Genomic DNA, 25,515 nt, shown 5'->3' on the forward strand with positions numbered 1-25,515 from the left:
ATGGGCACATATTTTTAACCCAGAACAATGGCCGCAAGCCTTGTTGGTTTGAGCTGACGCATGATAATTGGCTGGGATTTCTTAATCGAAAATTCATCAACTTAACTAAGCTTGGCTATACTCTAGTTTATCCAATTATGGAGATGCTGGATGTTAGGGATAATGTCATTTAGGAGTCAATTATTACTAGGGATGGGGTTATTGCTACTCGTGCCTATCGGTTGGCTATGGCTGCAATTCCAGCATCAAGCGCAAACGGGTCATACTCAACATCAAGCCCTGATTGACTATCGCGCCCAAGACGTGGGCGATGCCTTAGGTAAACAATTAATTGCATGGCAACAACAAGCCATACTGGCTACCACTGCGTTTGATGAGCTTAAGTTTGCCGAAGATATCAGTGACAGCGATAAGTTAGGACAATTAGCTCAGCTTTTCCCCGAATTTGATTTTATCGGCCTCTATGATACCGCTCACCAATTGGTGACTCATCACGCCAATGCGCAGTTACTTGATGACCCAAGCGTACATGCCTCTGTGCTACCTGCCTCTTTATCTCTGTCTGCGGCTAAGGTGAATCAAATCTACGCCGAGGTTTGGCAGCAAAACCCGCGCATCACTCACAGTGCCCCGAGCTTGTATGCCTTAGTGGTTAACGACAAGGCGTGGCAGCAATTAGCATTTATCACTAAAGCCAAAGTTGGGGGTCATTATTTATTGTGGCTGATTGATGCAGAACGCTTGTTATCCTTTCTAAAAGTGCAGCAGCAACAAGACAAAAAGGCCTTTGGCTGGCAATCGCTATTATTAAGCGATGATAAGGGGTTGCTGCAATGGCGCATTGATTATGCGGCGCGTGAATCGAGCACGCCAAGCGAGGGCGGTAAGCTCAATTCACCCACAGTCGCCTTTTATCCAAGCTTACAGCCGCTGCATCCTTGGCATTTACAATTGGCGATGACGCCATTGCAAGCCTCCCCAGAATTATTACAGCAAGACTGGTTTTGGCGCTCATTGCAGCTGCTCATCTTATTGCTCGTGTTAACGGCAGCATGGTTTATTTACATCACCCGCGGCCTTAATCGCTTATTGCAGTTATCGCACTATGTCATAGAGCAAAGCGGGTCAGCTAATGCGGCGCCGCAAAGCATGAATTTAAAATTACCGCGCGCAGTAACAGCGGCTTGGCAGCCGTTGCTAGAGTTACTTAAACAATATCAAACCATGCAGCAAGATTATCTTAAGCTACAAGATGCTAATCGTTATCTTCGCCAAGACTTACAGCTTAAAGATGGCGCTATGGCGACATCGACCATTAGCCTAGCGATCCTTGATACCGCAGAATTTCATTTCCCTGTGGTTTATGCCAATCAAACCTATAGCCAAGGACATGACAATGCGGTGGGCACTATCATTGGGCAAACGTGCCGTTATTTAGACAGTGAATTTACCCCAGCATCAACGGTAACCACGCTCACTCAAGCCATCGCTAATAGTGAGTGCGCAGATGTGTTACTTAAAGATGCCACCAACCCTAATAATCCTTCTTGGCTACATGTGCACTTTGCGCCCATTAATACCAGCGAGCACCTTAAACGCTACTATGTGGCGGTAGGCACAGATATCACCCAACTCAAGGCTTATGAAAAGCGGGTGCGCGATTTAAATATGTCGCTGGAGCAAAAAGTGAATGTCCGCACGTTAGCCTTGCAGCAAGCCGAGCATCAACTGCGGGCCACCTTAGATACCATGAGTGATGCGCTGTTAGTGGTTGACCCTGATGGCACTATTAAAGAGGTGAATCGCACCGCGATAAATCTGTTTGGCTTTCGCGCAGAAGAGATCTTTGGCCAGAACTTAGCGTTAGTCATGGCGGACTGCGATCATATCCCGAATATCGATGCTTGGTTTACTAGCTTGTTAGTCGGCACCACTAAAAAAATGCGTTCGCAAGTGGAAACACTCGCCATTAATAAGAGCGGCGCCCTGTTTGCGGTAGAAGTATCTGTGACCTGCGTGCGCAGTAAATACCAGCAAACTTACACTATGGTGCTTAGGGATATTAGCGACAGAAAAGCCGCCGAAGTACGTTTGCGTAACGCCAAAGATGAGGCGGAATTAGCCAACCGTACTAAGTCAGAGTTTTTGGCCAATATGAGTCATGAACTGCGCACCCCAATGAATGCTGTCATCGGCATGACAGAAATAGTGCTAGATACTGAGCTGACGCGGGAGCAAAGACGCCATCTCACGACAGTCTCTAAATCAGCGCATTCTTTGCTGGGCTTATTAAATGACATTTTAGATTTAACTAAATTAGAGCGCGGCTCAGTGGAGCTTGAGCGTTTAGCCTTTGATATACGTCGTACCTTAGGTTCTGTGATTAATCTCATGGAGCTACAAGCTCTGAAAAATGGCTTGAAAATTAGTTATCAAGTGGCCGCTAACGTGCCCAATTTAGTGGTTTCTGATCCCGCCAAACTGAGGCAAGTGCTGATTAATCTTATTGGAAACGCCATTAAATTTACCGAAAAAGGCGAGATTAAAGTAAGTGCTTACCTGACCGATAGTAGCCAAGGCGGCCTAGTCAATTTTGTGGTGGCAGATACTGGCATTGGAATTTCAAACGATAGGCTAGAGCATATTTTTAAACCTTTTGTGCAATCAGATGGCTCTATTTCGCGCCGTTATGGTGGCACCGGGCTTGGCACAACCATTTCCCGCGAATTGGTGGAAAAAATGGGCGGGCAAATGTGGGTTGAAAGTGAGCTTGGTGTTGGCTCGCGCTTTTATTTCACCATTTATGCACCGGCGGCCAAAGATCAAACTAAGGTGCAGTTTCAAGAAGAAAATCCGCTTACCTGCTATCGATTGCTTGAGCCGTTAAAAATCTTGTTGGCAGAGGATGTGGCGGTTAATGCCGAATTAATTCAGACCCGTTTAGGCCGAGAGAAGCATCAGATTGATTGGGCAAAAGATGGTCTTGAGGCAGTGGAATTATTTGAGTTAGCCGAAGGTCAGTACGATCTGGTGTTAATGGATATTCATATGCCCAATATGAATGGCTTTGAGGCCCATAAACGCATTAAGGAATATGCAGCTAAGCAAGGGCGCCCAGTGCCAGTAATCGCCTTAACGGCAAGCGGCATGCGGCGCGATGTTGACCAATGTCTTGATGAGGGCATGGATGGCTTTGTGATAAAGCCAGTTGATTTTGCACATCTTAATAGTGAAATGGCCAAATTAGTTCCTTTGCATTTTGAGCTATCCAGCGCTGATAGTGTGCTCACTCCAGCGCAAGAAGCACTCGAACAACATGACAGATTTGTTAATGTCCGCCACTGTATTCAAGTCGATAAAGCCTTGCATAATTGGGGCGATGAGAGCCTGTATTTAAAAATGTTGCGGGAATTTCCAAGCCATTGGCAAAGCTTGGTCACTGAAATTAATCAATGCCTAGAAAAGAATGAGTATCAGCGAGCTAAGGGCGCGACTCATAAACTTAAAGGGGTCGCAGGCGGGCTTGGCATGGCAAATTTGTATGATGCTACGCGACTACTCGACGATGCCTTAAGTGACTCGGCGCCAGGGGCTAAATTATTAGGCTTATTAAGCGAGTTAGAAGATGCCTTGTTTGCGGTCACATCAGCCATTAACAAGTTACCGCTTGAGCCGCAAAAAAATCTAACGTTAGACTCGAATATTGAGTTGATAGAGATTGATGAATTATTAGCAAGATTATTGATTTTTAGGGAAAAACTAGAGCGAGGCATGCTTGATGATGCAGAGCTTGAATGTTTGAGCCAGCAGTTACTCGGCTATGGATTAACCGAGTTAGCGGGTTTGCTGGTGGAGTTAACCGAAGATTTTGATTTTACCGGCGCAATTGGGGTTATAGATCAAAGTGCAGAACAACTAAACCAGCAAATGGAGCAATCCCATGGATAGAAAAATACGGGTTCTTGCTGTCGATGACGAACTGGCAAATTTAAAATTACTGCGCAGTATTTTAGGCTCAGATGAGTATGATGTGGCCTTCGCCTTAAATGGTGCAGATGCCATTAAATTATTAGAGTCAGATATTTACGATGTAGTGTTATTGGATATCATGATGCCAGAAACCGACGGTTATAAGGTGTTAGAGCGCTTGCGCCGCTGGGATCGGATTTGGCGCACGCGGGTTATCGTGTTATCAGCACTTGATGATGTGGAAGGCAAGCTCAAGGCATTTTCCTTAGGCGCGGTGGATTATGTCACTAAACCCTTTAATAAGAATGAGTTAATCTCAAGAATTAAAGTGCGGTTAATGCAACCGACCGCGCTTGAAATGATAAGTTTGTCTATTCGCATGTTAAGTCATGAACTTGCGCAAAATAAAGAAGCCATAGTCGCGCTTAATAGTGATGCCCCGAGCTGCTTGCCGATTTTAACTAAAACCGAAAAGCGCCTTAATCAATTACTCTTGTATTTTCATCTTAAAAAGACCGAAATTCGCTTAAATGCCGTGCCAGTTAAGCGCTATTTGAGTGACTTGCTGACGTCGGTAAAAAACCAACATGCCATTGAGGCCAATATCGAAAGTACCTCTGGCTTAACGCTGGCGGCGGATAACAGTCTGTTAGATAAGATGTTTAGGGCGGTGCTTAGCTTTATGTCCGGGCGCTCAAGCGACACAGTTCAACTTTCGGTGCGTGATTTGGACACACATGCCGATTTTATCTTTAGTCATAAAGGCCCTATGGTGTCCATGGATGCCATTGAAGCATGGAGTGACCCCTTGGCCGATACACATGATACCTCTGATGTGTTCGTGAGTTTTGCCATGGCCAATGCCTGCGTCATAGCCCATAAGCATGGCGGTAAGATCAGTTGCCAATCGCAAGCTACTCATACCCAAATCCATATTGTGTTACCACTACGGGCAGGGTCACAATAATATGACTAACATCTTGGTGGTGGATGATATTAAAGAGAACTTATTGCTGTTTAAGGCGATTTTGGAGTCAGCGAATTACTGCGTGTATTTCGCGCAATCTGGCAAAGATGCAATTAGTCGCCTAGAGAACCTTAAATATCCCGCCATAGATATTATTTTGCTTGATGTGATGATGCCTGACATGACAGGGTTTGAGGTCTGTAAGCACCTTAAACACAATCCGCGCACCGCTAAAATTCCGGTTATTTTTGTCACTGCCTTAGTCGATGAACCCAATGAAACCTTAGGTTTTGAGGCGGGAGGCGTTGATTATATTACTAAACCTATAAGCGCCGCGCGCGTGCTCGCCCGGGTTAAAAACCATTTATCCTTAGTGCGGTTTGAAGAATTAGAATCAACCCGTTTATTGATTATTCAAAAGCTTGGCCGCGCCGCCGAATATAAAAATAATGAAACTGGTTACCATGTCATTCGTATGAGTCATTACAGTCGTTTGCTTGGGCTTGCCTATGGTTTATCGGACATTGATGCGGATATTTTGTTTCATGCCGCGGCTATGCACGATGTTGGTAAAATCGGCACGCCGGATCATATCTTGCTAAAACCTGGGGCGCTTGATGAAAGTGAATGGAATATCATGAAGCTGCATCCGATTATCGGCGCGGAAATTATCGGGGATCATGATATTCCCTTATTAAAAGCCGCGCGCGATATCGCCTTAACTCATCACGAAAAATGGGACGGTAGTGGTTATCCCTTTGGTTTAGCAGGCGAAGAAATCCCTTTATTTGGCCGCATAGTTGCCATTGCCGATGTATTTGATGCTCTAACTAGCTGCCGCTCCTATAAGGATTCTTGGTCACTTACCGACACCTGCCAAGCCATAGCCGATGGCGCAGGCCTGCAGTTTGACCCGACCTTAGTTGCCTTGTTTTTACAGCCACAAATGCTTGAAAAAGTAAAACAAGTGCAAATCGACTGGCAAGAAAGCCATCCGAATGACAGAAGTTCTAGCTGCGCCTAATAGCTAGTCACAGTTAATTTTAAGGGGTAACCGCTTATGGTAAGCAATAGCCAAACCATTAAAAAGTAAGATGTTCTCCCATCCTTAAAGCAATAGTCGATATTGTTATCATGGGTCTAAAGTAAGTGATTGGTCTTTAGATTTATCAATCAGACTAATTACCTGAATTAAAATCCCAAGTTAGCCCTTAGATAAACGCTCATCACAGTTCAGTCAGACCGTGAATTAATCCATGAATTTCAAGTCAACCTGTGAGTGACACTGCCAAAATGGCTCAGTAGCCATGATACACTCTAGCTATTCGCGCTAAGTGATTGGCAGTTAATGCCTTTTAGGTAACCACCAGAGTAGAGTCAAGATGAGCCAGCGTTTTTATAATGATCATGCCAGCACGCTGGCCGAGCAGTATCACTCCACCAGTTTTAGCGCTGTGCATCAAGCATGGCTCAATGTGCTTGAACATGTACTTATCACTGCCGGCTGTGCTCCATCATTTGGTTGTTGCTTGCTGGATTTAGGTGCTGGCGCTGGCCGCGATGCTAAGTATTTGGCCGAGCTGTCAACCAATGAGCATCCTGTGCAAGTCTATGCCATTGAACCTGCCCAAGCGTTGGCGGCTATCGGTAAGACACATACCGCATCGCTACAATGCGAGCATCCCTTGCCTGTTATTTGGTTGGATGATGCCTTGCCAACGCTTGGGCTGACTCAGGCATTGGCTATCAAGTTTGATTTGATTTTACTTAGCGCCGTATGGATGCATATTGAGCCAAGTGATAGAAGTGATGCTCTGGCAAATCTTGCCAGCCTTCTTAAGGCGCAAGGTAAACTCATTATTAGTTTGCGCCATGGCGATAGCCCTGATGAACGAGTCATGCATCCAGTGAGTCTTGATGAATTAACTCGTCTTGGTGAGCCACTAGGTCTGCATTTGCTGCAATCTTCTGCGCTAGAGCAAGACCAATTAGGCCGCAACCAAGTGCAATGGCAAACAGTAGTACTAACTATGGAGGGTATTAAGGCGTAATGACACAAGTAAATGCCACCAAACAGCTGGAGTTTATTGGCTACCTGCAACGGCTGTTGGTGGAAGGGGACTTTGTTGCTACCTACAAGTTTGCCTTACTGCATGCCTTGGCAGATATTTGTATCGAACGGCCACACCTTGATGATAAGACGTTGGGAAATCGCATTAGCATAGATGAATTAGTTGAGAAATTTATCGAGCTTTACTGGCAGCATTCACTCCCTTATGGCAGCCAAGGCCCACAATCCGTAATCTTGTGGCAAAACTCGGGTAGTCAGTCTGCACTTATCAATGCCTTGGCTGAGTTTCGCCGCCAAGGGGTGAATAGCATTACACAGTTAAAAGGCCACCCAGATTGGCGCAAACTCATGAGTAAAACCCGCACCACCTTTAAAAATGGCCCTTTGTGGCGCTTACAATTATTGGCTGGCCAAGCTGAGTGTTTTTACTACCCGCACCATAGCGAGCAAGACCATATAGTGCTCAATCCCGGCATAGCTTATTGTTTCCGCCGTTTTCATGATTTAGTGGTGTCATTGGCGCGTAGCCATTGGCTGCAAAAGGTATGTGATTATCCTGCCAATCATCAATTGATTGGCAGCCAAGGCAACTTGTCAGAGTTTTTATTTGGAAGCGATCGCAATGCTCTTAGCAAGGCAAGGCCTGTGCTGGCAGATATTCAGTCTGGCTGCTGTTTTTACTGTCAAAAACCGCTAAACGAATCAGGTGAAGTTGATCACTTTATCCCGTGGGCGCGTTACCCAAGCGATCTTGGTCATAACTTTGTGTTAGCCCATAGCCGCTGCAACAATGCCAAGCGCGATCATTTGGCCGCAATAGTTCATCGCGACCGCTGGTTTAGCCAAAATATTATCGAACACGGCCCAAGTATCAATGCTGAACTCGGTCGTTATTTCACGTGTGACAGTTTGCGATCTCAAGCCATTAGTACTTGGGCCTATCAACTAGCTGAACACAATAACGCCCCATTGTGGCGCGAAGGTAAAATATTTAGCGCTTTTGAATCAATAGCCATAGATCAAAGTGGCGCTGCGTAAAAATGATTATCTAGTTTCACTGCCGCTACATATAACGCAGTGACTTAATGTTTACTTATGCCATAGGTTTAATCGAGACTAGCATCAATCAGCATCAATCAGCATCAATCAGCATCAATCAGCATCAATCAGCATCAATCAGCATCAATCAGCATCAATGAGTCAAGTACCCCTTGGCCGCTGTGTACGCCAGCTTCATTGACCTTGGCAGATTTGCTGCGAATTAAATAGCCGGCAAAACTTGAATTTGGAACCTGGCTGGCAAGGCTTGAACTTGGCATAGTCGTCATTGGCTTAGCTGATTCTTGCGGCAAAGTACAATTTGCTAGCGCTGGCTTACCGTCAAACCACACATTAAACATTCCCATTTCTGCGACTAAATCATGTACCACTTCAAGCTCGCCATGGCGCACCACTAAGGTTGGCGTAATACTTGGGCGCGGATGAATACGGCGCATCAATAACCATTCGGGATAATCAGCAGGGCTTAACTGAGCGAGTTTACTTGCTATATCGGCGCCAAATAGGCAGTGACCACCGCCTTCACCTTGGTTTTTTAACACCCAAGCATCAAGTGGGGCCGAGTTTACCTCATGAATACTGTTGGCATTGATGGCTAGCATGTCACCCAATATGGGTTTGATGAATGTGGCTTGCTCCAGAGTTAAGCCAAATTCACTGAAGCTTGAAGGCGTTAAGTGCGATAACAGCATTTGCACTCGTTTGCTGGTGGCAAGTTGCTGACTGACGGTGGCATTAACGGCGACCTTATGCCTTTCTATCAATACTCGAATGGCCATAAAATCTGAGTAGTTAGCGGTCGTGTTTGGCTTAAGATAATCCTTAAACTGATAACCTGTGCGTAAATACACAGTATCAATACTGCCGACCCCATTGAGCATTAGTCGGTGCTGCGCGCCGGTTGTGAGTTGCCCTTCAAGCTCACTAAACGTGCGGCGGATAGTGTGAATGCCTAATTGCTGCAATGCTTGCTCGAGTAAATACTGATCAAACACATTGTCTTCATCTTGCTGCACTAGCATCAAGAATCTTGCTGGTCCGTCATCATTAAAGGCGTGTTTTATCTTGAGGGTTGCAGCGGCTATGGCACTGGCTAAGCGCTCTATGGCTGGGTTTTCAATGAGTGCTGATTTTTTAATGTGTAAAGGCTGCGCTTGCTTTAGATGTTGTGCTGAATTTTGAGTTTGGTTTTGGTTTAGCTCGACATGGCCTTGGCTAAGCAAAAATTGGTGCAACTTATGGGCCATGGCCCCAAATGGCCCCATGCCCGCGGCTATGCTGTTGGCTTCAACCAGCCTTGGGCCAAACACTTTATCATCTAAAAAATCGCTGCGGATCACAAGTAAAGGGACGCGCTCAGGCTTAGTGCTGGCTTGATAAAGACTGCGGTGCATCTTAAGTAAGGCAGCAAAAAAGGGATCATTGGCTGCCACCGGGCTGATGGCTTGATCTAAAAAGCTATCTTGGCGTGACACCGCATCCATCAACTTCGCGATTAACTCACTAGCGGCTTGTAATTGTTGATAGTTTTCAAGACTAATACCAGTTGGCGTTAGGCTAAAAGGCACGTGGCGGGCAGTGCTAGGTGATGCTTTAAATGCCATGCCATGAGCCAGTGCCCACTTAATGGCTTCATCTTTACTTGTGGCTGACATCTTCATTGTTAATCACCTAGGGTTATCTAAGAGTCGCATAATATTAAAAATCGCACGCTGTCGCCATGGTTAACATTATGCTATGCATGGCGGCAATCCTCTGATTTTAAAGAGAGCTTTCATTTAATGTAAGCCTTCTTAATCAAACTCGTCATGCTTAATATCTGTGTTCAAGCACGCTGCGGTGTTAAGTTTTGGCTTATTAATCATTTCCAATATTATCGAATAATAGTAGTAAGTACGGTGGCTGACAATACTTTATTTCTGGAATAGCAGAATTATAGATACACTATGATAAGACGCGCATGTCGCATGTCGCATGTCGCATGAAGTGCTGAAGTGCTGAAGTGCTGTAATGTTGCAGTGCTAAAAGTGAAACCGTCTTAGTGCCAGCGCGATTAAGCACAGGCGCACTATTACTCTGGCAAAGTGCTACACACTTAATTCTTACCGTACGCGCTTGGTATTGTGCTGCCGGATTTATGCTCGCATTACTATAGATATTTCTGGTACTATCGAATTAACTAACTGCATAGAGTCGCTTATGAATATTGATAGCGCTGCTAAAGTACTGAAAGAATTAGGTCATCCTACTCGTCTGGCGCTATTTAAAATCTTAGTGAAGGGCGGCCATGAAGGCGTAGCTGTTGGCGAAATTCAGCAATTATTGCACATTCCCGGTTCTACCTTGTCGCACCACATTAGTGCCTTAGTGTCAGCAGGCATTATCTCGCAGCGCCGTGAAGGCAGATTACTGTATTGCGTGCCGGATTATCAGTTGCTACAAGGCTTAGTGAATTTTTTGCAGGACGAATGCTGCACTGGTAACTAAGGGCGTTAGCGAGCCCATTCATTCGTTCGCGCTTTGTTTATTTATTTGGCTATACACATATGTGAAATATCATATATTATAACTTGGTAGTGCTTAATAGTGATTGTATTCATGCTTGCATTGATGCTTGCAAGCATAAAAGTCACGGCATTAACGGCTTAGTCTACAAAGGGATTTGTAAAAAATTAGGATTGTAATGAATGATTAACCCCACTCAGTTTTTTAAATGTTTGGCTGATGACACCCGCTTACGTTGCCTGATGTTAATCCAGCAAGAAGGCGAGCTATGCGTGTGCGAATTAACCCAAGCGCTGCAAGATACTCAGCCTAAAATATCGCGTCATTTAGCGCAGCTGCGTCAATGTGGCTTATTACTTGATAGGCGCCAAGGACAGTGGGTGTTTTATCGAGTTAATCCTGAGTTATCTAGTTGGTGCCTTAGCGTGTTAGCTGAAGCTACAGTTAATAATGCGCTGTTTCTTAAAGATAATATTCACTCGTTGCATACTATGGGTGGTCGGCCAGATAGGATTAAATCCTGTTGCTAATGCTGCTGACAATGGCACGCGTTATAGGCATGGCTTTCTTGGTTTTTATTGGCATGGCATGACTTTGGTATGGTATGAGTTTGGTATGAGTTTGGTATGAGTTAATTGATAAAGCCCTTGTTAAAGCACCTGTTAAAGACGCTGATTAACGCGTAACTGAGTTACGCGCGATGTAATGCAGTTTTTATGTGTAAAATCTAGAGTTAAACATATGATATTTCATATATTTATTCTATGTTTGGAGTAAAGCCCTATTGCTTGAGCGATAGATGCTTAGCATGGCGATAAAGACTTAGCATGGCTGCGCAGTTAACTATCAGCAATGACATGTACACAGAGAGAAAGGATATAACTATGACCATCAAAATTGGGATCAATGGCTTTGGGCGCATGGGACGTTTAGCGCTGCGCGCCGCATGGAATTGGCCAGAGCTGGAATTTGTACAAATTAATGATCCCGCCGGGGACGCCGCCACATTAGCGCACTTGCTAACCTTTGATTCCGTGCATGGCCGCTGGCAGCATGAAGCCAGCAGTGACGGCGATGAGATAGTGATAGCGGGTAAACGTATTATTTGCAGTCGCAATCAAGCCATAAGCGATACCGATTGGTCTGCTTGCGATGTAGTGATTGAAGCCTCGGGCAAGATGAAAACCACCGCCGTGCTGCAAGGCTATTTAGCCCAAGGCGTTAAGCGCGTAGTAGTGACAGCGCCAGTGAAAGAAGAGGGCGTATTAAATATTGTGATGGGGGTTAATCATCAACTCTATGATAAAGCCATACATCCTATAGTTACTGCCGCATCTTGTACGACTAACTGTTTGGCGCCAATCGTTAAAGTCATCCATGAAAATCTTGGCATAGTGCATGGCTCTATGACCACAATTCACGACATTACCAATACCCAAACCATATTGGATGCGCCCCATAAAGATTTACGCCGCGCGCGCGCCTGCGGTTTAAGTTTAATTCCAACCAGTACAGGTTCAGCTACCGCCATTACCCATATTTTCCCTGAACTTAAGGGTAAGTTAAACGGCCATGCGGTGCGTGTGCCCTTAGCTAATGCCTCACTGACCGATTGCGTATTTGAAGTGAGTCGGCCAACCACTGAGCGCGAAGTGAATCAATATTTACAAGCGGCGGCGAGCGGCGCATTGCAAGATATTCTGGGTTATGAAGAGCGGCCATTAGTATCAGTGGATTATAAAACTGACCCGCGCTCAAGCATTATTGATGCCTTATCGACCATGGTGATCAATGGCACTCAGGTCAAGTTGTATGCTTGGTACGATAACGAGTGGGGATACGCCAATCGCACGGCTGAACTGGCCTTAATGGTTGGCCGCATGGATAAAGCTAATTAACCACAGGACAAGATGGCTATGTTGACGACATTATCTGCGCAAATGCGCCAATATTGGGTGGTTACTGGTAACTACTGGGCATTTACTCTTACTGATGGCGCGCTGCGCATGTTAGTGGTGCTCTACTTTTATGGATTAGGTTATAGCCCGCTCAACATTGCCATGTTGTTTTTGTTTTATGAGATTTTTGGGGTCATCACTAATCTCGTGGGCGGTGTACTCGGCGCCCGCATTGGTCTAAATAAGACCATGAATATTGGTTTGTTTTTGCAAATAGCTGCCCTAGCTATGCTGCTGGTGCCAACGGATATGTTAAGTCTGGTGTGGGTGATGAGCGCGCAAGCCTTATCTGGCATAGCTAAAGATCTCAATAAAATGAGCGCCAAAAGTAGCATTAAGCTGCTAGTGCCAGCGGATGCGAACGGGCAATTGTATCGCTGGGTCGCCATACTCACAGGCTCTAAAAACGCCTTAAAAGGCGTCGGCTTTTTTATGGGCGGCGCCTTACTTAGCCTCTTGGGTTTTCAATTGGCTGTGCTCACTATGGCGCTAGCATTAGTGCTGGTATGGGTATTTAGCTTAGTGAGCCTTAAGGCCGATTTAGGCAAAGCCAAACATAAGCCCAAGTTCACTGATATTTTGTCAAAGAGTCCAGCAATTAATCGCTTATCAGCAGCGCGATTATTTTTATTTGGCGCCCGCGATGTGTGGTTTGTGGTGGCGTTACCTGTGTACCTTACCGCTAATCTTGGTTGGGATCATTGGTCGGTTGGCAGTTTTTTAGCGGTTTGGGTGATGGGGTATGGTCTCATTCAAGGCTTAGCGCCGCGGATTACCGGCATGAGTCATGGACAATTGCCTAATGGCAAGATGGCCGCTAGCTGGGCGGCGATACTCACGGCTGTGCCATTCTTGCTCGCTTTAGCGCTGATAGCTGATTTTCATGCCCGCACCATATTACTCATAGGCCTGATGTTATTTGGCGCGCTCTTTGCCATTAATTCATCACTGCATAGCTATTTGATTGTCAATTATGCAAGCGATGATGGCGTGTCACTGGATGTCGGTTTTTATTATATGGCCAATGCCTTGGGGCGCTTAATTGGCACCTTATTATCGGGCTGGGTCTATCAAACCTCAGGCCTTGCCGCCTGTTTAGTGATTTCAGGGCTATTTACCGGTGTCGCCGCCATTATTTCCCTTAAATTGCCGCGGCAATAAGTCCTTGTTTGATGGCGAAACTTGATGGCTAACTCATATCGACATGAATGCGAGTTAAGCTAATAGGCGCGAGTTATAAGTTGAAGCTAGTTACCATCAGCGAGGTCGCCAATTATTTCAGCTTGTTTTTGGCTGGCTCACCTGAGCAATAGTTTAGGCATCATCTTCAGGAAACCTATCCACTTCAGGTAACTCATCAATGTGCTTCATCCATTCAAGCCTTTCAGCAACCTGCATTTGCAGTATTGGCGGCAGTGCATTTGGGTCGTCTAAGGTTGCAGATTGAATATCCACAATCCCGGGCATAACGTCGGCATTGCGATAAAACAAACCGCTGCCACACTCTTGGCAAAAACTGCGCATAGCGGCGCCCGATGAATTAATGGTTTTGGGCTCTCCTTTTATTAATACCAGTGATGATTCATAAAATGATGCCCAGGCCACTAGCGGCGCGCCAGCACTGCGCTGGCAATCTTTACAATGGCATAGCGCAATCAAGATTGGGCTTGCTGTCAGTTGGTATGTAATAGCGCCGCATAGGCATTGACCTTGGTAGTTCATTGAGACCTCGTTACTGTACTTGAGCACGACAAGTTTGATGTTTATTCAGTGCATGGCAATGCTAATCAGCCTGTTCATGGCAAACACTCAGTTTATGGCGAACATGGCATAGGGAAGCCGTAACCAACCTTGTTAATGACTTAAGCTAACGTCTAGTAAAAAAGCCAGAAACTGCGAGTTCTCTAAGGTCATTATTATTGTTGAAAATGCTTATATGCCGCACCGTTTTTGGAATTTGTGTTGAGTTGTACGAAAAGGGGAATGCGGGTAATGAGGTTGTCAGCATGGTTAAACGTTGGGCACACACGAGTTAGTGTGAAGGTGCATGAGTTAATCACTAATACGCAAGGGCTAGCTTTAGGCAGGGAATGGGAAAAAGGTGTGTGACTCACCCATTTGTTTTAGCGCTTTCCGCTTAAAACATTAGATAAAACATCAGATAACGTTTATTTGGGGGCGATCGACTCAACGACATTGTTAACAAATTTGATTACCATTTGTAGCAACCCGCAGATTACAGCAATCATCAATAAACTTCTGTCATAAATGAAAGGAGAACATGACTCTCTTTTTTATCACTACGAAAGTGCAATAGCTTCGGACTGCAGCAATATTTTAAATATGTGTCGCCACTTTGTCGCCACCTTATATTTAAGTAATAAAAAAGCGGCTTAACCATCAGGTTAAGCCGCTGTTTCTATTAGGTTTATTTGGTGGAGGCGGCGGGATTTGAACCCGCGTCCGAAAAACCTACGCTCAAGGCGCTACATGTTTAGTCTTTCTTTTATTTAACCGTTTATCCTCCGAAAGACAGGATGACACCCGGTGAGCCTAGTACTATTTCGCGGTTCACCCCTAGACAGAGTTCCCTCGCTAGCACGATGTAAGATGACCGTCAGATCCACTGCCCATGTGCAAGACGTGTGGGTGACGGCTAGCGGCCTTAAGCTGCTAGAGCGTAGTTATCGTCGTTTGCAACTATAACTTTGCGGCTTTTTACGAGGCCAACCGCCCCTCGACATGCTCCCGGAGTTTCGCGAATCCCGTCGAATCCAGAATCGCCCCCGTGATTTGAAGTGTAACTCGTTGAGTTGAAATGTCTACTACTGAATTACATCCTCACTGCTAACTGTCCATTAACTGAACAATAAGCGGTTTATTTGTCCTTCATGACTCGGGCTTTTTCAATCGACCATTCGCGCTGCTTAGTATCTTCGCGCTTATCGTGATCTTTTTTACCTTTACCTAAGCCAATTTCAATTTTAACCCAAGCTCGGTTGCGCCAATACATGGAAATTGGAATGATGGCATACCCTTGACGCTCTACTTGACCCGCTAAACGGTCGAGCTCGCGGCGATTAAGCATTAACTTACGCACGCGGATTGGGTCACAAACCACATGAGTTGAGGCTGTATTTAAGGGTGTTATGTTGCAGTTATGCAAAAATGCTTCGCCATTTTTGAGCAGCACAAAGCTTTCCGACAAGTTAATTTTGCCAACACGGATAGATTTTACTTCCCAGCCCATCAAAGACAGACCCGCTTCCAGTTTTTCTTCGATTCGATATTCGAAGGTTGCACGCTTATTGCGAGCAATCGTTGCTGGTGGGTTTTTAGCGGATTTTTTTGAGTTATTCTTAGCCATAGACCGCAATTATACACGCCGAGGGTGAATTTGGAATTGGCAGTATAACAATATTTTAGGCAATGGCTTAGGTTGAAAATTTGGTTGCTGGCTTTTTCGCCACTCTCTATGTGTGGTTGGTATATTTTGCTGTGAGCATGGTAAACTATTGGCCGCATTAGCAATTGGATTTTGGACATAAGCATGCCTAAGTTGAGTCGCAGTGCCTTGGTGAGAGCCAGTGCGTTGCAAATGTATGAGTTGGTCAATGATGTCGAGTCTTATCATGAGTTTTTACCTGGCTGTGTTGGCGGTAAAGTCATTGAGTTTGATGGTAAAACCATGTTGGCTTCGGTAGATGTCGCCAAAGCGGGTATCAAGAAAACCTTTACGACTCGCAATCAAGTGATCCCAGGTAAGCGCATTGAACTCAGGCTTGAAAATGGCCCGTTTAAACATTTGCAAGGCTATTGGCAATTTACTGAATTGACTGATGATGCTTGTAAGGTCGAGTTTGAATTAGATTTTGCCTTTTCTAGCCCGTTAGTGGCGCTGGCTTTTGGTAAAATATTTGAAGAGTTAGTCGGTTCTATGGTGCAAGCGTTCAGCCAGCGGGCCAAGGTTATCTATCCAAGGTAAGTTATGAATCCTAATCTAGATAAATTTAGTGTTGATGTTATTTATGCACTGCCAGACAGAGCCAAGGTAGTGAGTGTGATGGTCAATGGTGAGACCACAGTGCTTGAAGCTGTGGTTCAAAGCGGCATAGTCAATTTTTTCCCAGAAATCGATATCAATACCGTGAAGCTTGGCAGTTTTAGTCGCATGGTAAAATCTAGCGAGCTGTTAGTGCCAGGGATGCGGGTAGAAATATACCGCCCCTTGATTGCCGATCCTAAAGATGTGCGCCGTCGCCGCGCTGAGCAAGCCAAAGATGATGGTCGGCTTAATAAGATTACTGGCGCTAAACTTTAAGCAATGACTTTGGTCATTAGCTTTTAGCGTTAATGATGCACTTAGGACTATTTGCTGTGAGTTATCGCTTAAAGGGTGGCTGAAACACTATGGCCGCCATAGTGATTGTCACTCAGTAAAGTAGATAGACACCAAACAATAAGGCCCGCAATTGCGGGCCTTATTGTTTCAGTCATGACTATTCATTATTCACTATCTGTGGTCACAGACTGCTGTGATAACGGCTTTTCTTCTTCAATCAGTGGTTTAGCATCACCACGAGATTGCGGAATCAAAGGTTCAGACGCCGGTTTATTGGTCATAGGTAAGCGGCTTTGCTCAAGCGGGGTGGCAAAGTCAGTATTCAGTTCATAATCACCCGTGACTTGGCTCAGGTTGCCATTAGCATCGAAGTTTAAAATCAATTCTTTGTGAATGATGCTGGCATCGCGGCCACTTTTGAAATGATAAACATAGTACCAAGTGTCATTAGCAAAGCTATCGCGCAGCACTGGGCGACCTAGAATATACTCGGCTTGCTCCTTGGTCATATCAATCCGCAGCTTTTCAACTTGTTGCTGCTCGACATAGTTACCTTGGGGAACGTCGGGCTTATACACTAGCCAATCAAACACACTGCAACCACTGATGCTGAGGCTCAATACGGTCAGGGCTAATACTTGTCTGGTACGTTTTATGGTTATCATTGGTCACTGCAAGCTATCGAGAATGGCCTCAATCATAACTAAGCAAAGGTATGACTGACAAGGGTTAATAGCATCAAGCCTTGAAACTGAGGCGATTTTTTAGCGCCTTGCTTGAGCTTGCTAAATTGCTGCCTAGTTTTTACCGACATTCAAGTCGTTGCCTGTAAAAGGCTATGGCTGCTACACATCTGCTTAAAGCGATTGGCTAATCACTTGCTAGACCATTGAGTAGTTAGCTATGCGCAGTAATAAGTATGATTAGCGAATGAGAGTATCGTGATACCAATCTTTGGCGCTGTAGAGCTAATTATCGAGGGCCGTTAATCATCTAATCCTGCCGCTTAACATGTATTTATTATGCAAGATCAATGATCTGACAAGGAATCAATGGTTTTATATAGAACCCAGACGCTATGTTAAATCAGTAACTGTGACCTAGCTAGTTTGGGCTAAATAAACCACACCCGCCGTCGGCACTAAGTCTTTAGTCTAAAATTGCATATTTATTAATTTATTTTGCAATTTGACCAATAAAATTTTGAATGTTGGCAAATTAACATTTTGTCTGTTCAGCGCCTTATGCTGCCTTTCGATAATCAAGTTGACGTAAAGGTAAGATTTAAACGCTCGTTTGATTGATGGGTGTGGGCATTCAAATATAAGCTATTGTTTTAGGTTAGATAACTTAGTTGCCGCTAGAGATAATCCTAAACACCTTAGTCTCTAATCTCCTCAAATATCCCATAAATAAGTGTAATCATATAATTACACAGTGAAATTATATTACGGATTTAATAACAACCGTTCCTTGCTGGTGCAGTTGTCAGACAAGTCACTCGCTATCGTTTTAACCTTAATTTTCATCTTAATAAAGTTGATTAAAAACAGATGCTTGAGTCACCTTTGTTCTTTGGTATTACCAATTTAATTCGCACGCCACATAAGTAAAGTGATTGCTAATGCTGTTGCCGGATTGTTGCTTTAACAAATATTCAGCGATAGGGTTAGTACTAATTCAACATTTGCAGGTTGAGCTGCTAATGCGGTGAAGTTTCATGGTTTAGGTGCCACTAGCATGAGGTGGATATATCCACCACGCCAAGCACAGCCACCTAAGCGCTAGCAGCTAAGCCGAGCTTGCGAACAACCTAGTTACATTAGTTACTCATGAATTAAGGTATTAAGAGGTATAACAATGACGGCGACATCTATGACTATGAGCGAACAACAGTCAGCACTAAAAATTGTTGGCAAAAATATACCTGGCGTTGATGCTGTGTTTACTGAAGGAGCCTTGTCGTTTGTCGAAGGCTTATGCCAGACCTTTATGCCAGAGCGCGATCACTTGCTTGAAGTGCGTAAACAAAAACAATTGCTGATTGATAATGGTCAACTGCCTGATTTTTTACCGCAAACTCGATCTATTCGCGATAGTGAGTGGCAAATCCGTGGCATTCCCCACGACTTACGTGACCGCAGAGTCGAAATCACTGGGCCGGTTGAGCGTAAAATGATCATCAATGCGCTCAATGCCAATGTAAAAGTGTTCATGGCTGACTTTGAAGACTCATTAGCGCCGTCGTGGGAGAAGGTGATTCAGGGGCAGATAAACCTGCGTGATGCCGTTAATGGCACTATCACTTATACCAATGAAGAAACCGGCAAGTTATATCAGTTAAATGATAAGCCAGCAGTGTTGGTTAGCCGCGTTCGTGGTTTGCATTTGCCAGAGAAACATCTGCAATTTCAAGGGAAACCAATTCCTGGCGGACTACTGGATTTTGCCTTGTATTTTTATCATAACTATCGCCGCCTACTGAGCAAAGGCTCAGGCCCTTACTTCTATATTCCTAAATTGCAAAGCCATGAAGAAGCGCGCTGGTGGGCGAAAGTGTTCGCCTTTGCTGAAGAGCGTTTTTGTTTAGCACCCGGCACCATTAAATGCACCTGCTTAATTGAAACCTTACCCGCCGTCTTTGAAATGGACGAGATTCTGTATGAATTACGCTCCAACATAGTCGCGCTTAATTGCGGTCGTTGGGATTATATTTTCAGTTATATCAAAACGTTAAAAAACCATAGTCATAGAGTGCTGCCAGATCGCCAGCAAATTGGTATGGATAAACCGTTTTTAAGTGCTTACTCGCGGTTGTTAATTAAAACCTGCCATAAACGCGGCGCACTAGCCATGGGCGGCATGGCCGCCTTTATTCCGGCCAAAGATGAGCAAACCAATCAAGCTGTATTGGCCAAAGTTAAAAAGGATAAAGAGTTAGAAGCGCGTAATGGCCATGATGGCACTTGGGTGGCGCACCCTGGTCTTGCTGATACGGCCATGGCGATATTTAACGATTACATCGGCCAAAATCATACCAATCAATTGCATATTACCCGCGATGTAGATGCTCCAATTTTAGCGGCAGAACTGTTAGCGCCGTGTGAAGGCGAGCGCACGGAAGAGGGCATGCGCCTTAATTTGCGCATCGCGCTGCAATATATCGAAGCTTGGATTGGTGGCAATGGCTGCGTGCCGATTTATGGCCTGATGGAAGATGCCGCGACTGCCGAAATCAGCCGCACCTCTATTTGGCAGTGGATCCGCCATGGCAAGCAATTATCCAATGGCAAATTAGTCACCAAAGACCTGTTTAAATCCATGTTGGTGGAAGAGCTCGCCAAGGTTAAAGAAGAAGTCGGCCAAGAAGCGTTTACTCGCGGCCAGTTCACTAAGGCTGCCGTACTGCTTGAACAAATCACTACCTCAGATGAGCTGGTAGATTTCTTAACAGAACCCGGATACCAATTATTAACCGAATAATGCATGACCAAGTTAATGGGCGCGAACGGTTCGTGCCCATCCCCCAGTCTGAAGGAGCAAGTCTATGAGTCAGTCACAACCAAATCGCCAGCAACAAATTGATGCGTTAAAAAAAGATTGGGCAGAAAACCCACGTTGGCAAGGTGTTCGTCGTCCTTATACCGCTGAAGAAGTGGTGAGTCTGCGGGGGTCATTTGTACCTGAAAATACTATTGCGCAGCGCGGCGCCGCTAAGTTGTGGCATTTAGTGAACGGTGGCGCTAAAAAAGGTTATGTTAATTCACTCGGCGCTTTAACTGGCGGCCAAGCAGTGCAACAAGCCAAAGCTGGGATTGAAGCGATTTATCTGTCTGGTTGGCAGGTAGCGGCCGATGCCAACTTAGCTGGCACCATGTATCCAGATCAATCTTTATATCCAGCCAACTCAGTGCCTGCGGTAGTATCACGCATCAATAATTCATTTCGCCGCGCTGATCAAATTCAGTGGAGCAATCAAATTGATGAAGGTAAGCCTGGTTACACTGATTATTTCCTGCCGATTATTGCTGACGCCGAAGCAGGCTTTGGCGGCGTGCTTAACGCCTATGAATTGATGAAGGCCATGATAGATGCGGGCGCCGCTGGCGTTCATTTTGAAGATCAGCTGGCCTCAGTGAAGAAATGCGGCCACATGGGCGGCAAGGTCTTAGTGCCAACTCAAGAAGCGGTGCAAAAACTGGTGGCGGCGCGTTTAGCGGCCGATGTCAGCGGTACCCAAACCTTAGTGATTGCGCGCACCGATGCTAACGCGGCTGACTTATTAACCTCGGATTGCGACCCGTATGATCGCGACTTTGTGACTGGCGAGCGCACTAGCGAAGGCTTCTATCGCGTTAATGCCGGTCTTGACCAAGCGATTTCTCGCGGTCTTGCTTACGCCCCTTATGCGGATTTAATTTGGTGTGAAACCGCAAAACCTGATCTTGATGAAGCGCGCCGTTTTGCTGAGGCGATTCATGCCCAGTACCCAGATCAATTACTGGCATATAACTGCTCACCATCGTTTAACTGGAAGAAGAATTTAGATGACGCCACCATAGCGCGCTTCCAGCAAGAGCTGTCGGACATGGGTTATAAGTACCAGTTCATCACCTTAGCAGGTATCCATAACATGTGGTACAACATGTTCGATTTGGCGTACGACTATGCCCGCGGCGAAGGTATGAAGCATTATGTGGAAAAAGTTCAAGAAGTAGAATTTGCTGCCGCAGCTAAAGGTTACACCTTCGTGGCACACCAACAAGAAGTAGGTACAGGTTACTTTGATAAGGTCACTACCGTTATTCAAGGTGGGCATTCTTCGGTGACGGCATTGACTGGCTCAACTGAAGAACAACAATTCTAACTATTTGTTTCTATATCGAAATAGTTAATGCTTTTGAAGTGAATTTGCGGCCTTAGTGCCGCATTTTTTTTGGGCTTTCCTATACTCATAGAACTTGGATGCAATAGTAGAGCAGTGGATGCCAGTAAAACACACCTCAAATCGCCTCGATTACTGGATAAACTATCTAGGCGAACAAGAACTCCCTGCATTATGTTCAAGTATTCGCAGCCTTGAATCCTTAGCTGATGATAATGTCAGTCCTCTTGCCAATATCAGCCGCAGTGTCATGCATGATAATGCGTTAACGTCGCGCATTTTACGGGTAGTTAATACTGTTACTTATCATAAGGGTGGCCCACCCATTACCACCTTGAGCCGCGCCGCTGTGGTGCTGGGCTTTGATGTGATGCGCAATATTTGCCTAACCGCTAAGCTTTTAAGCACCACCATTGAAAAAGATTTAGTGACAGGCTCAGTGTATCAGATGCTACTTAGGCAAATGGCGCGCTCGTTTCAAGCCGCCATGATAGGACGCATGATGCAGCAGCAACAAAAAGAGCCGCTGCGGGAAGAGGTCTTTATTGCTAGTCTGCTATTTCATTTGGGAGAAACTGCTTTTTGGAGCAGCGCTCAGCCAGAAGTGAAGTCGTTAGCCATTAAGCTACAAATGTGCCTCTCGGACGCCGAGCAGCAACAAGCTATTCGCGAAGTGATCGGGGGGCGATTTAATCAATTAACGCTTGGATTAGTCACGCAGTGGGGACTTGGCGCCTTGCTGCAAAGCGCGCTTAGTCAACATCAAAGCTGTCCACCTGAATCCTTAAGCATCATTAAGGCTAATGAATTGAGCGCCGCATTAGAGCAAGGTAATCCCGCTGAGATCGAAGCCTTAATCATTCAATGCGCTGAGTTATTAGGGGAGGATATTCATGAGTTTACTGAACGTTTAGATAAGTGCTTAAAAGCCACGATTAAATTAACTCATGCATATGGCGCCAATGAATTAGTGGAATATTTAGCGCCCAATATTGACAGTTTACACCCGAAAAATAATCAGAGTGAAGCGCTACAAGTTGCCAGCGCCCAGCATAAACAAATTCAAATTTTATCTCAGTTAGCGGCACTGGCTGGCGCTAAAGCTGACTTTAATCCCATCTTGCAATTAGTGCTCGAAGGCTTAGTCGATGGCGTGGGGCTTAAGCGTGCCTGCGTGTTGTTATTAACTAAAGATAAGCGCGGTTTGACGCCCAAAATGGCCTATGGGGATGATTGCAGCAGTCTTAAGGCAGAGTTAGCGTTAACCATTGACGAAAACCCATTGATTGGTCGTGTTATCGAAGATAAAACCATGATGTATTATGGTCAATCTCAGCAATGGCATGAGTATTTGCATCCTCTTGCAAGCATTACCCTTAAAGCTAATTCACTCGCTATATTAATCAATCGCCATCGTAATAAAAGCTGCGGTATAGGCGCCATAGTGCTAGAAAATAAGGTGATAGGTTTAGTGTATTTTGACAATAAACAGGGGTTAACTGAATCGCAGATACAAGGGGCTGTATTGTTTTGGCAACAGGCTAATTTATGCTTGAATTTGGCCTATCAAAGATAATGCTAGAGTTTGGTTAACTCTGGTAACCATTCACAAGGGTCGAGTCGATAATAGCGCCGTAAACATTGATATAACTTAGGATGTTCGGCATTGAGTTGATGGCCTTGCTCAAAAAAGACTTCAGTACATACCGCAAAAAATTCGGCTTCATTGGTAGCGCCATAGGCATCGATGAGATGAGCTTGCTGATGTGCAATCGCTTGCTGCAAGGCTGCGTATTCTCTAGCCATGACCTCAGACCACAATTGATATTCTGCAGCATTGTTAAGTTGCGGCGCGCCGTTAGCTTTACCATTGATTTGATCTAATTGATGAGCAAATTCATGGAAGACTACATTGCCAGCCATGCCTGGGTGAGTCGCATCATTGAGTACATTCGCCCAAGCTAAGATGACTTTGCCTTGCTCCCACGACTCGCCACTTAATACGTGACTATGGCGATGGGCGACGCCAAAGCCATCGAGCTGTTCAGTTTCGACAATAAAAGCTTCCGGGTACACCAAAATAGTGCTGAGCTTGTCATAGTAATTGGTTTCTTGTTCTTTATTGAGCAGAAGCAAACAAGCTTGCGCCGCTATGGTCACCTTGATGGCATCAGTAATAACGAGCTCATTACAGCCAATAAACTGTTTTTCTTCAATAAATAGAATGATTAATTGTTTTAGCCTTAATTGCAGATGTGCTGGTAACCAGAAAAAATAGGGAACATGGGTCTTAATGATTTGGCGCCACGCCTTAGGGAATGGCCTTGCCATAATGCGGCGTCTAACGCGCGCTTGACGAAATGGAGCCGTTATAATCCAAGCTATTACCGTAAGGGCAATGATGAGTAAGAATGTGATAGTGACCATAACGCCTTCTTAATTAGCCGTCATGGCAGTGGGGGGGACTTAAGCGATAGATTATAAATAGCATAAAAATAGCAGTTATAGCTATCTTGCTACGACTACAGGTACAAGTTAATACATGCTGACACTACTAATGAGGAGCTTAATTAAGCTCCTCATTTAGGCCATGATAAGGCGCACTGAGTTGCGCTCTTTGCTGCGGGCTTAATTGATAATGGGCTTGAATAAGTTGCCTGATGATTTTTGACTTTGATTGCTGCTGCTCGCCGGCCATGATGGACAGTTGTTTAATGGCATCCTCAGATAAACTAAAAGTCGCATTACGGTTTTTCGCCAGTGTTTGCGGGTCTTGCAAACTCACTTCGAGTGGTAACTCTAATGCTAACGGCGTGATTAAACGCAGTGGTTGCACCGGCAAAGGTGCTGGTATCGCTGCTATATCCTTACTGTGTATTGGTTTGTCATAAATAGCACTGACATGCATATTGTTGCCATGTAATTGCCCCATGGCATATAAGTTAGATTCCTCGATAAAGTCTTCAATACTGACTGATGTTGGCGGCAAGCGCTGACGGTTAGCTGACGATACGGCTTTCTTGAGATCGGCCATGCCCATAAGCGCCTCCATTGGTCGTGGGTTTATTGTTACGGATGTCATCAATCAGGCTTTCTGTGCTACTAAAGCCTAAAAACTCCAGCACTATGGCGCGAATTTCCGCTGCGGCTTTACCTTCTTTGTCGATTTCAATGACAGATAATCCTGATTCTTCGCTGTCATCATAAATATTGCGGCTGTAAGTGATGGCATCGAGCACATGGATGTCATAAGTGCGGCACACTTCTTTGGCTTCTAAAATTCGGCCCGCTTGATTGGGTAAATTGGGACACTGGGTCATAACAAAGCATGCATGCAGATCGGGATTCACCATGGAGCAGGTTGCCACCACATCATCCATGTGCAATACCGTTTTAAGATCGCGCCGTTTAGGTCGCAGTGGCATTAATACATGTTTCGCCACCGACATGCTGGCGCGCAGAGCTAAGTTATCTTGGCCGCCACAGTCGATAATCACAAAGTCATAGTGCTGTTGTAAACTTAATAGATCGTTACGAATTTTACCGTAGAGCTGCACGCAATTGATGGGGATAAGTTCAGGGTTATTATTACGCGCTTGGATCCAATCTGAGGTGGTGCGTTGTGGGTCGCAGTCAACCATGATGACAGATGCATGGCAATCTCGGCTAAGAAAGACGGCAATATTCTGTGCTAGGCAACTTTTGCCACTGCCACCTTTTTCTCCGCCAACCAATATAATCATAGTAAGTTCCTTTTAT

21 protein-coding genes and 1 other RNA gene are annotated in these 25,515 nt (G+C 45.1%); 14 read left to right on the forward strand and 8 right to left on the reverse strand.

From position 1 onward, the window contains the following. Nucleotides 1-162 precede the first annotated feature (162 nt). From FJQ87_RS06945 to FJQ87_RS06965, 5 genes are all read left to right on the forward strand, one after another. Nucleotides 163-3,948 carry an ATP-binding protein gene (locus tag FJQ87_RS06945; protein ID WP_168195152.1) on the forward strand — a complete coding sequence of 1,262 codons (3,786 nt, stop codon included), beginning with the start codon at nucleotides 163-165 and terminating at the stop codon, nucleotides 3,946-3,948. Next, nucleotides 3,941-4,936 carry a response regulator gene (locus FJQ87_RS06950; protein ID WP_140931845.1) on the forward strand — a complete coding sequence of 332 codons (996 nt, stop codon included), beginning with the start codon at nucleotides 3,941-3,943 and terminating at the stop codon, nucleotides 4,934-4,936. Before FJQ87_RS06945 ends, FJQ87_RS06950 begins: the two co-directional genes overlap by 8 nt. Before the next feature lies 1 nt (nucleotide 4,937). Continuing rightward, a complete protein-coding gene (locus tag FJQ87_RS06955; protein WP_140931847.1) occupies nucleotides 4,938-5,960 on the forward strand; it encodes an HD domain-containing phosphohydrolase in 1,023 nt (340 codons plus the stop codon). 358 nt (nucleotides 5,961-6,318) lie between these two features. Continuing rightward, a complete protein-coding gene (locus FJQ87_RS06960; protein ID WP_140931849.1) occupies nucleotides 6,319-6,987 on the forward strand; it encodes a class I SAM-dependent methyltransferase in 669 nt (222 codons plus the stop codon). Next, nucleotides 6,987-8,045: an HNH endonuclease domain-containing protein gene (locus tag FJQ87_RS06965; protein WP_140931851.1), complete on the forward strand. Its 1,059-nt coding sequence runs from the start codon at nucleotides 6,987-6,989 to the stop codon at nucleotides 8,043-8,045. Before FJQ87_RS06960 ends, FJQ87_RS06965 begins: the two co-directional genes overlap by 1 nt. 134 nt (nucleotides 8,046-8,179) lie before the next feature. On the opposite strand, the gene FJQ87_RS06970 is transcribed toward FJQ87_RS06965, so the two are convergent. After that, on the reverse strand, nucleotides 8,180-9,727 hold the full coding sequence (locus FJQ87_RS06970) for a glutathione synthase (protein WP_206194374.1): 1,548 nt from the start codon (nucleotides 9,725-9,727) through the stop codon (nucleotides 8,180-8,182). A 538-nt stretch (nucleotides 9,728-10,265) separates the two neighbouring features. Here FJQ87_RS06970 and FJQ87_RS06975 point away from each other — a divergent pair. The 4 genes from FJQ87_RS06975 (at nucleotide 10,266) to arsJ (ending at nucleotide 13,690) form a co-directional block, all read left to right on the forward strand. Beyond that, a complete protein-coding gene (locus FJQ87_RS06975; RefSeq protein WP_140931853.1) occupies nucleotides 10,266-10,553 on the forward strand; it encodes a metalloregulator ArsR/SmtB family transcription factor in 288 nt (95 codons plus the stop codon). A gap of 200 nt (nucleotides 10,554-10,753) precedes the next feature. After that, nucleotides 10,754-11,101, forward strand: coding sequence for a metalloregulator ArsR/SmtB family transcription factor (locus tag FJQ87_RS06980; RefSeq protein ID WP_140931855.1), 348 nt, complete (start codon nucleotides 10,754-10,756; stop codon nucleotides 11,099-11,101). A gap of 354 nt (nucleotides 11,102-11,455) precedes the next feature. Beyond that, a complete protein-coding gene (locus FJQ87_RS06985) occupies nucleotides 11,456-12,469 on the forward strand; it encodes an ArsJ-associated glyceraldehyde-3-phosphate dehydrogenase (RefSeq protein WP_140931857.1) in 1,014 nt (337 codons plus the stop codon). A gap of 12 nt (nucleotides 12,470-12,481) precedes the next feature. After that, nucleotides 12,482-13,690 carry an organoarsenical effux MFS transporter ArsJ gene (gene arsJ / locus FJQ87_RS06990; protein ID WP_140931859.1) on the forward strand — a complete coding sequence of 403 codons (1,209 nt, stop codon included), beginning with the start codon at nucleotides 12,482-12,484 and terminating at the stop codon, nucleotides 13,688-13,690. A gap of 153 nt (nucleotides 13,691-13,843) precedes the next feature. Here the strand turns inward: arsJ and FJQ87_RS06995 are convergent, their stop codons facing one another. From FJQ87_RS06995 to smpB, 3 genes are all read right to left on the reverse strand, one after another. Further along, nucleotides 13,844-14,251, reverse strand: coding sequence for a GFA family protein (locus FJQ87_RS06995; protein ID WP_140931861.1), 408 nt, complete (start codon nucleotides 14,249-14,251; stop codon nucleotides 13,844-13,846). 711 nt (nucleotides 14,252-14,962) lie between these two features. Next, nucleotides 14,963-15,317: a transfer-messenger RNA gene (ssrA, locus tag FJQ87_RS07000) on the reverse strand. A 90-nt stretch (nucleotides 15,318-15,407) separates the two neighbouring features. Then, nucleotides 15,408-15,896 carry an SsrA-binding protein SmpB gene (gene smpB / locus FJQ87_RS07005; RefSeq protein ID WP_140931863.1) on the reverse strand — a complete coding sequence of 163 codons (489 nt, stop codon included), beginning with the start codon at nucleotides 15,894-15,896 and terminating at the stop codon, nucleotides 15,408-15,410. Between the two features lie 183 nt (nucleotides 15,897-16,079). On the opposite strand from smpB, the gene FJQ87_RS07010 reads away from it, so the two are divergent. Together FJQ87_RS07010 and FJQ87_RS07015 are read left to right on the forward strand one after the other, a co-directional pair. After that, nucleotides 16,080-16,514: a type II toxin-antitoxin system RatA family toxin gene (locus FJQ87_RS07010; RefSeq protein WP_140931865.1), complete on the forward strand. Its 435-nt coding sequence runs from the start codon at nucleotides 16,080-16,082 to the stop codon at nucleotides 16,512-16,514. Between the two features lie 3 nt (nucleotides 16,515-16,517). After that, nucleotides 16,518-16,850 (forward strand): RnfH family protein, encoded by a 333-nt coding sequence (locus FJQ87_RS07015; RefSeq protein ID WP_140931867.1) that lies wholly within the window; start codon nucleotides 16,518-16,520, stop codon nucleotides 16,848-16,850. A gap of 185 nt (nucleotides 16,851-17,035) precedes the next feature. Here the strand turns inward: FJQ87_RS07015 and bamE are convergent, their stop codons facing one another. Continuing rightward, the gene (gene bamE / locus FJQ87_RS07020) at nucleotides 17,036-17,536 is read right to left on the reverse strand and encodes an outer membrane protein assembly factor BamE (RefSeq protein WP_140931869.1); all 501 of its coding nucleotides are present in this window, start codon (nucleotides 17,534-17,536) and stop codon (nucleotides 17,036-17,038) included. A gap of 1,195 nt (nucleotides 17,537-18,731) precedes the next feature. On the opposite strand from bamE, the gene aceB reads away from it, so the two are divergent. The 3 genes from aceB (at nucleotide 18,732) to FJQ87_RS07035 (ending at nucleotide 23,332) form a co-directional block, all read left to right on the forward strand. Further along, nucleotides 18,732-20,354, forward strand: a complete 1,623-nt coding sequence (gene aceB, locus FJQ87_RS07025) for a malate synthase A (RefSeq protein WP_140931871.1) — start codon at nucleotides 18,732-18,734, stop codon at nucleotides 20,352-20,354. A 64-nt stretch (nucleotides 20,355-20,418) separates the two neighbouring features. Next, entirely contained in the window at nucleotides 20,419-21,738 is a 1,320-nt protein-coding gene (aceA, locus tag FJQ87_RS07030) for an isocitrate lyase (protein ID WP_140931873.1), read from the forward strand. A 118-nt stretch (nucleotides 21,739-21,856) separates the two neighbouring features. Then, on the forward strand, nucleotides 21,857-23,332 hold the full coding sequence (locus FJQ87_RS07035) for an HDOD domain-containing protein (RefSeq protein WP_140931875.1): 1,476 nt from the start codon (nucleotides 21,857-21,859) through the stop codon (nucleotides 23,330-23,332). 2 nt (nucleotides 23,333-23,334) lie between these two features. Here FJQ87_RS07035 and FJQ87_RS07040 read toward each other — a convergent pair whose 3' ends face one another. The 3 genes from FJQ87_RS07040 to FJQ87_RS07050 form a co-directional block, all read right to left on the reverse strand. Next, nucleotides 23,335-24,183, reverse strand: coding sequence for a M90 family metallopeptidase (locus FJQ87_RS07040; protein ID WP_140931877.1), 849 nt, complete (start codon nucleotides 24,181-24,183; stop codon nucleotides 23,335-23,337). Between the two features lie 139 nt (nucleotides 24,184-24,322). Continuing rightward, nucleotides 24,323-24,796: a ribbon-helix-helix protein, CopG family gene (locus FJQ87_RS07045; RefSeq protein WP_168195153.1), complete on the reverse strand. Its 474-nt coding sequence runs from the start codon at nucleotides 24,794-24,796 to the stop codon at nucleotides 24,323-24,325. Beyond that, on the reverse strand, nucleotides 24,756-25,499 hold the full coding sequence (locus FJQ87_RS07050) for an AAA family ATPase (RefSeq protein WP_140931881.1): 744 nt from the start codon (nucleotides 25,497-25,499) through the stop codon (nucleotides 24,756-24,758). The genes FJQ87_RS07045 and FJQ87_RS07050 overlap by 41 nt, the downstream gene beginning before the upstream one ends. Nucleotides 25,500-25,515: the final 16 nt, after the last annotated feature.

The organism is Shewanella sp. SNU WT4 (genome assembly GCF_006494715.1).
In the GTDB taxonomy this organism is placed as follows: domain Bacteria; phylum Pseudomonadota; class Gammaproteobacteria; order Enterobacterales; family Shewanellaceae; genus Shewanella.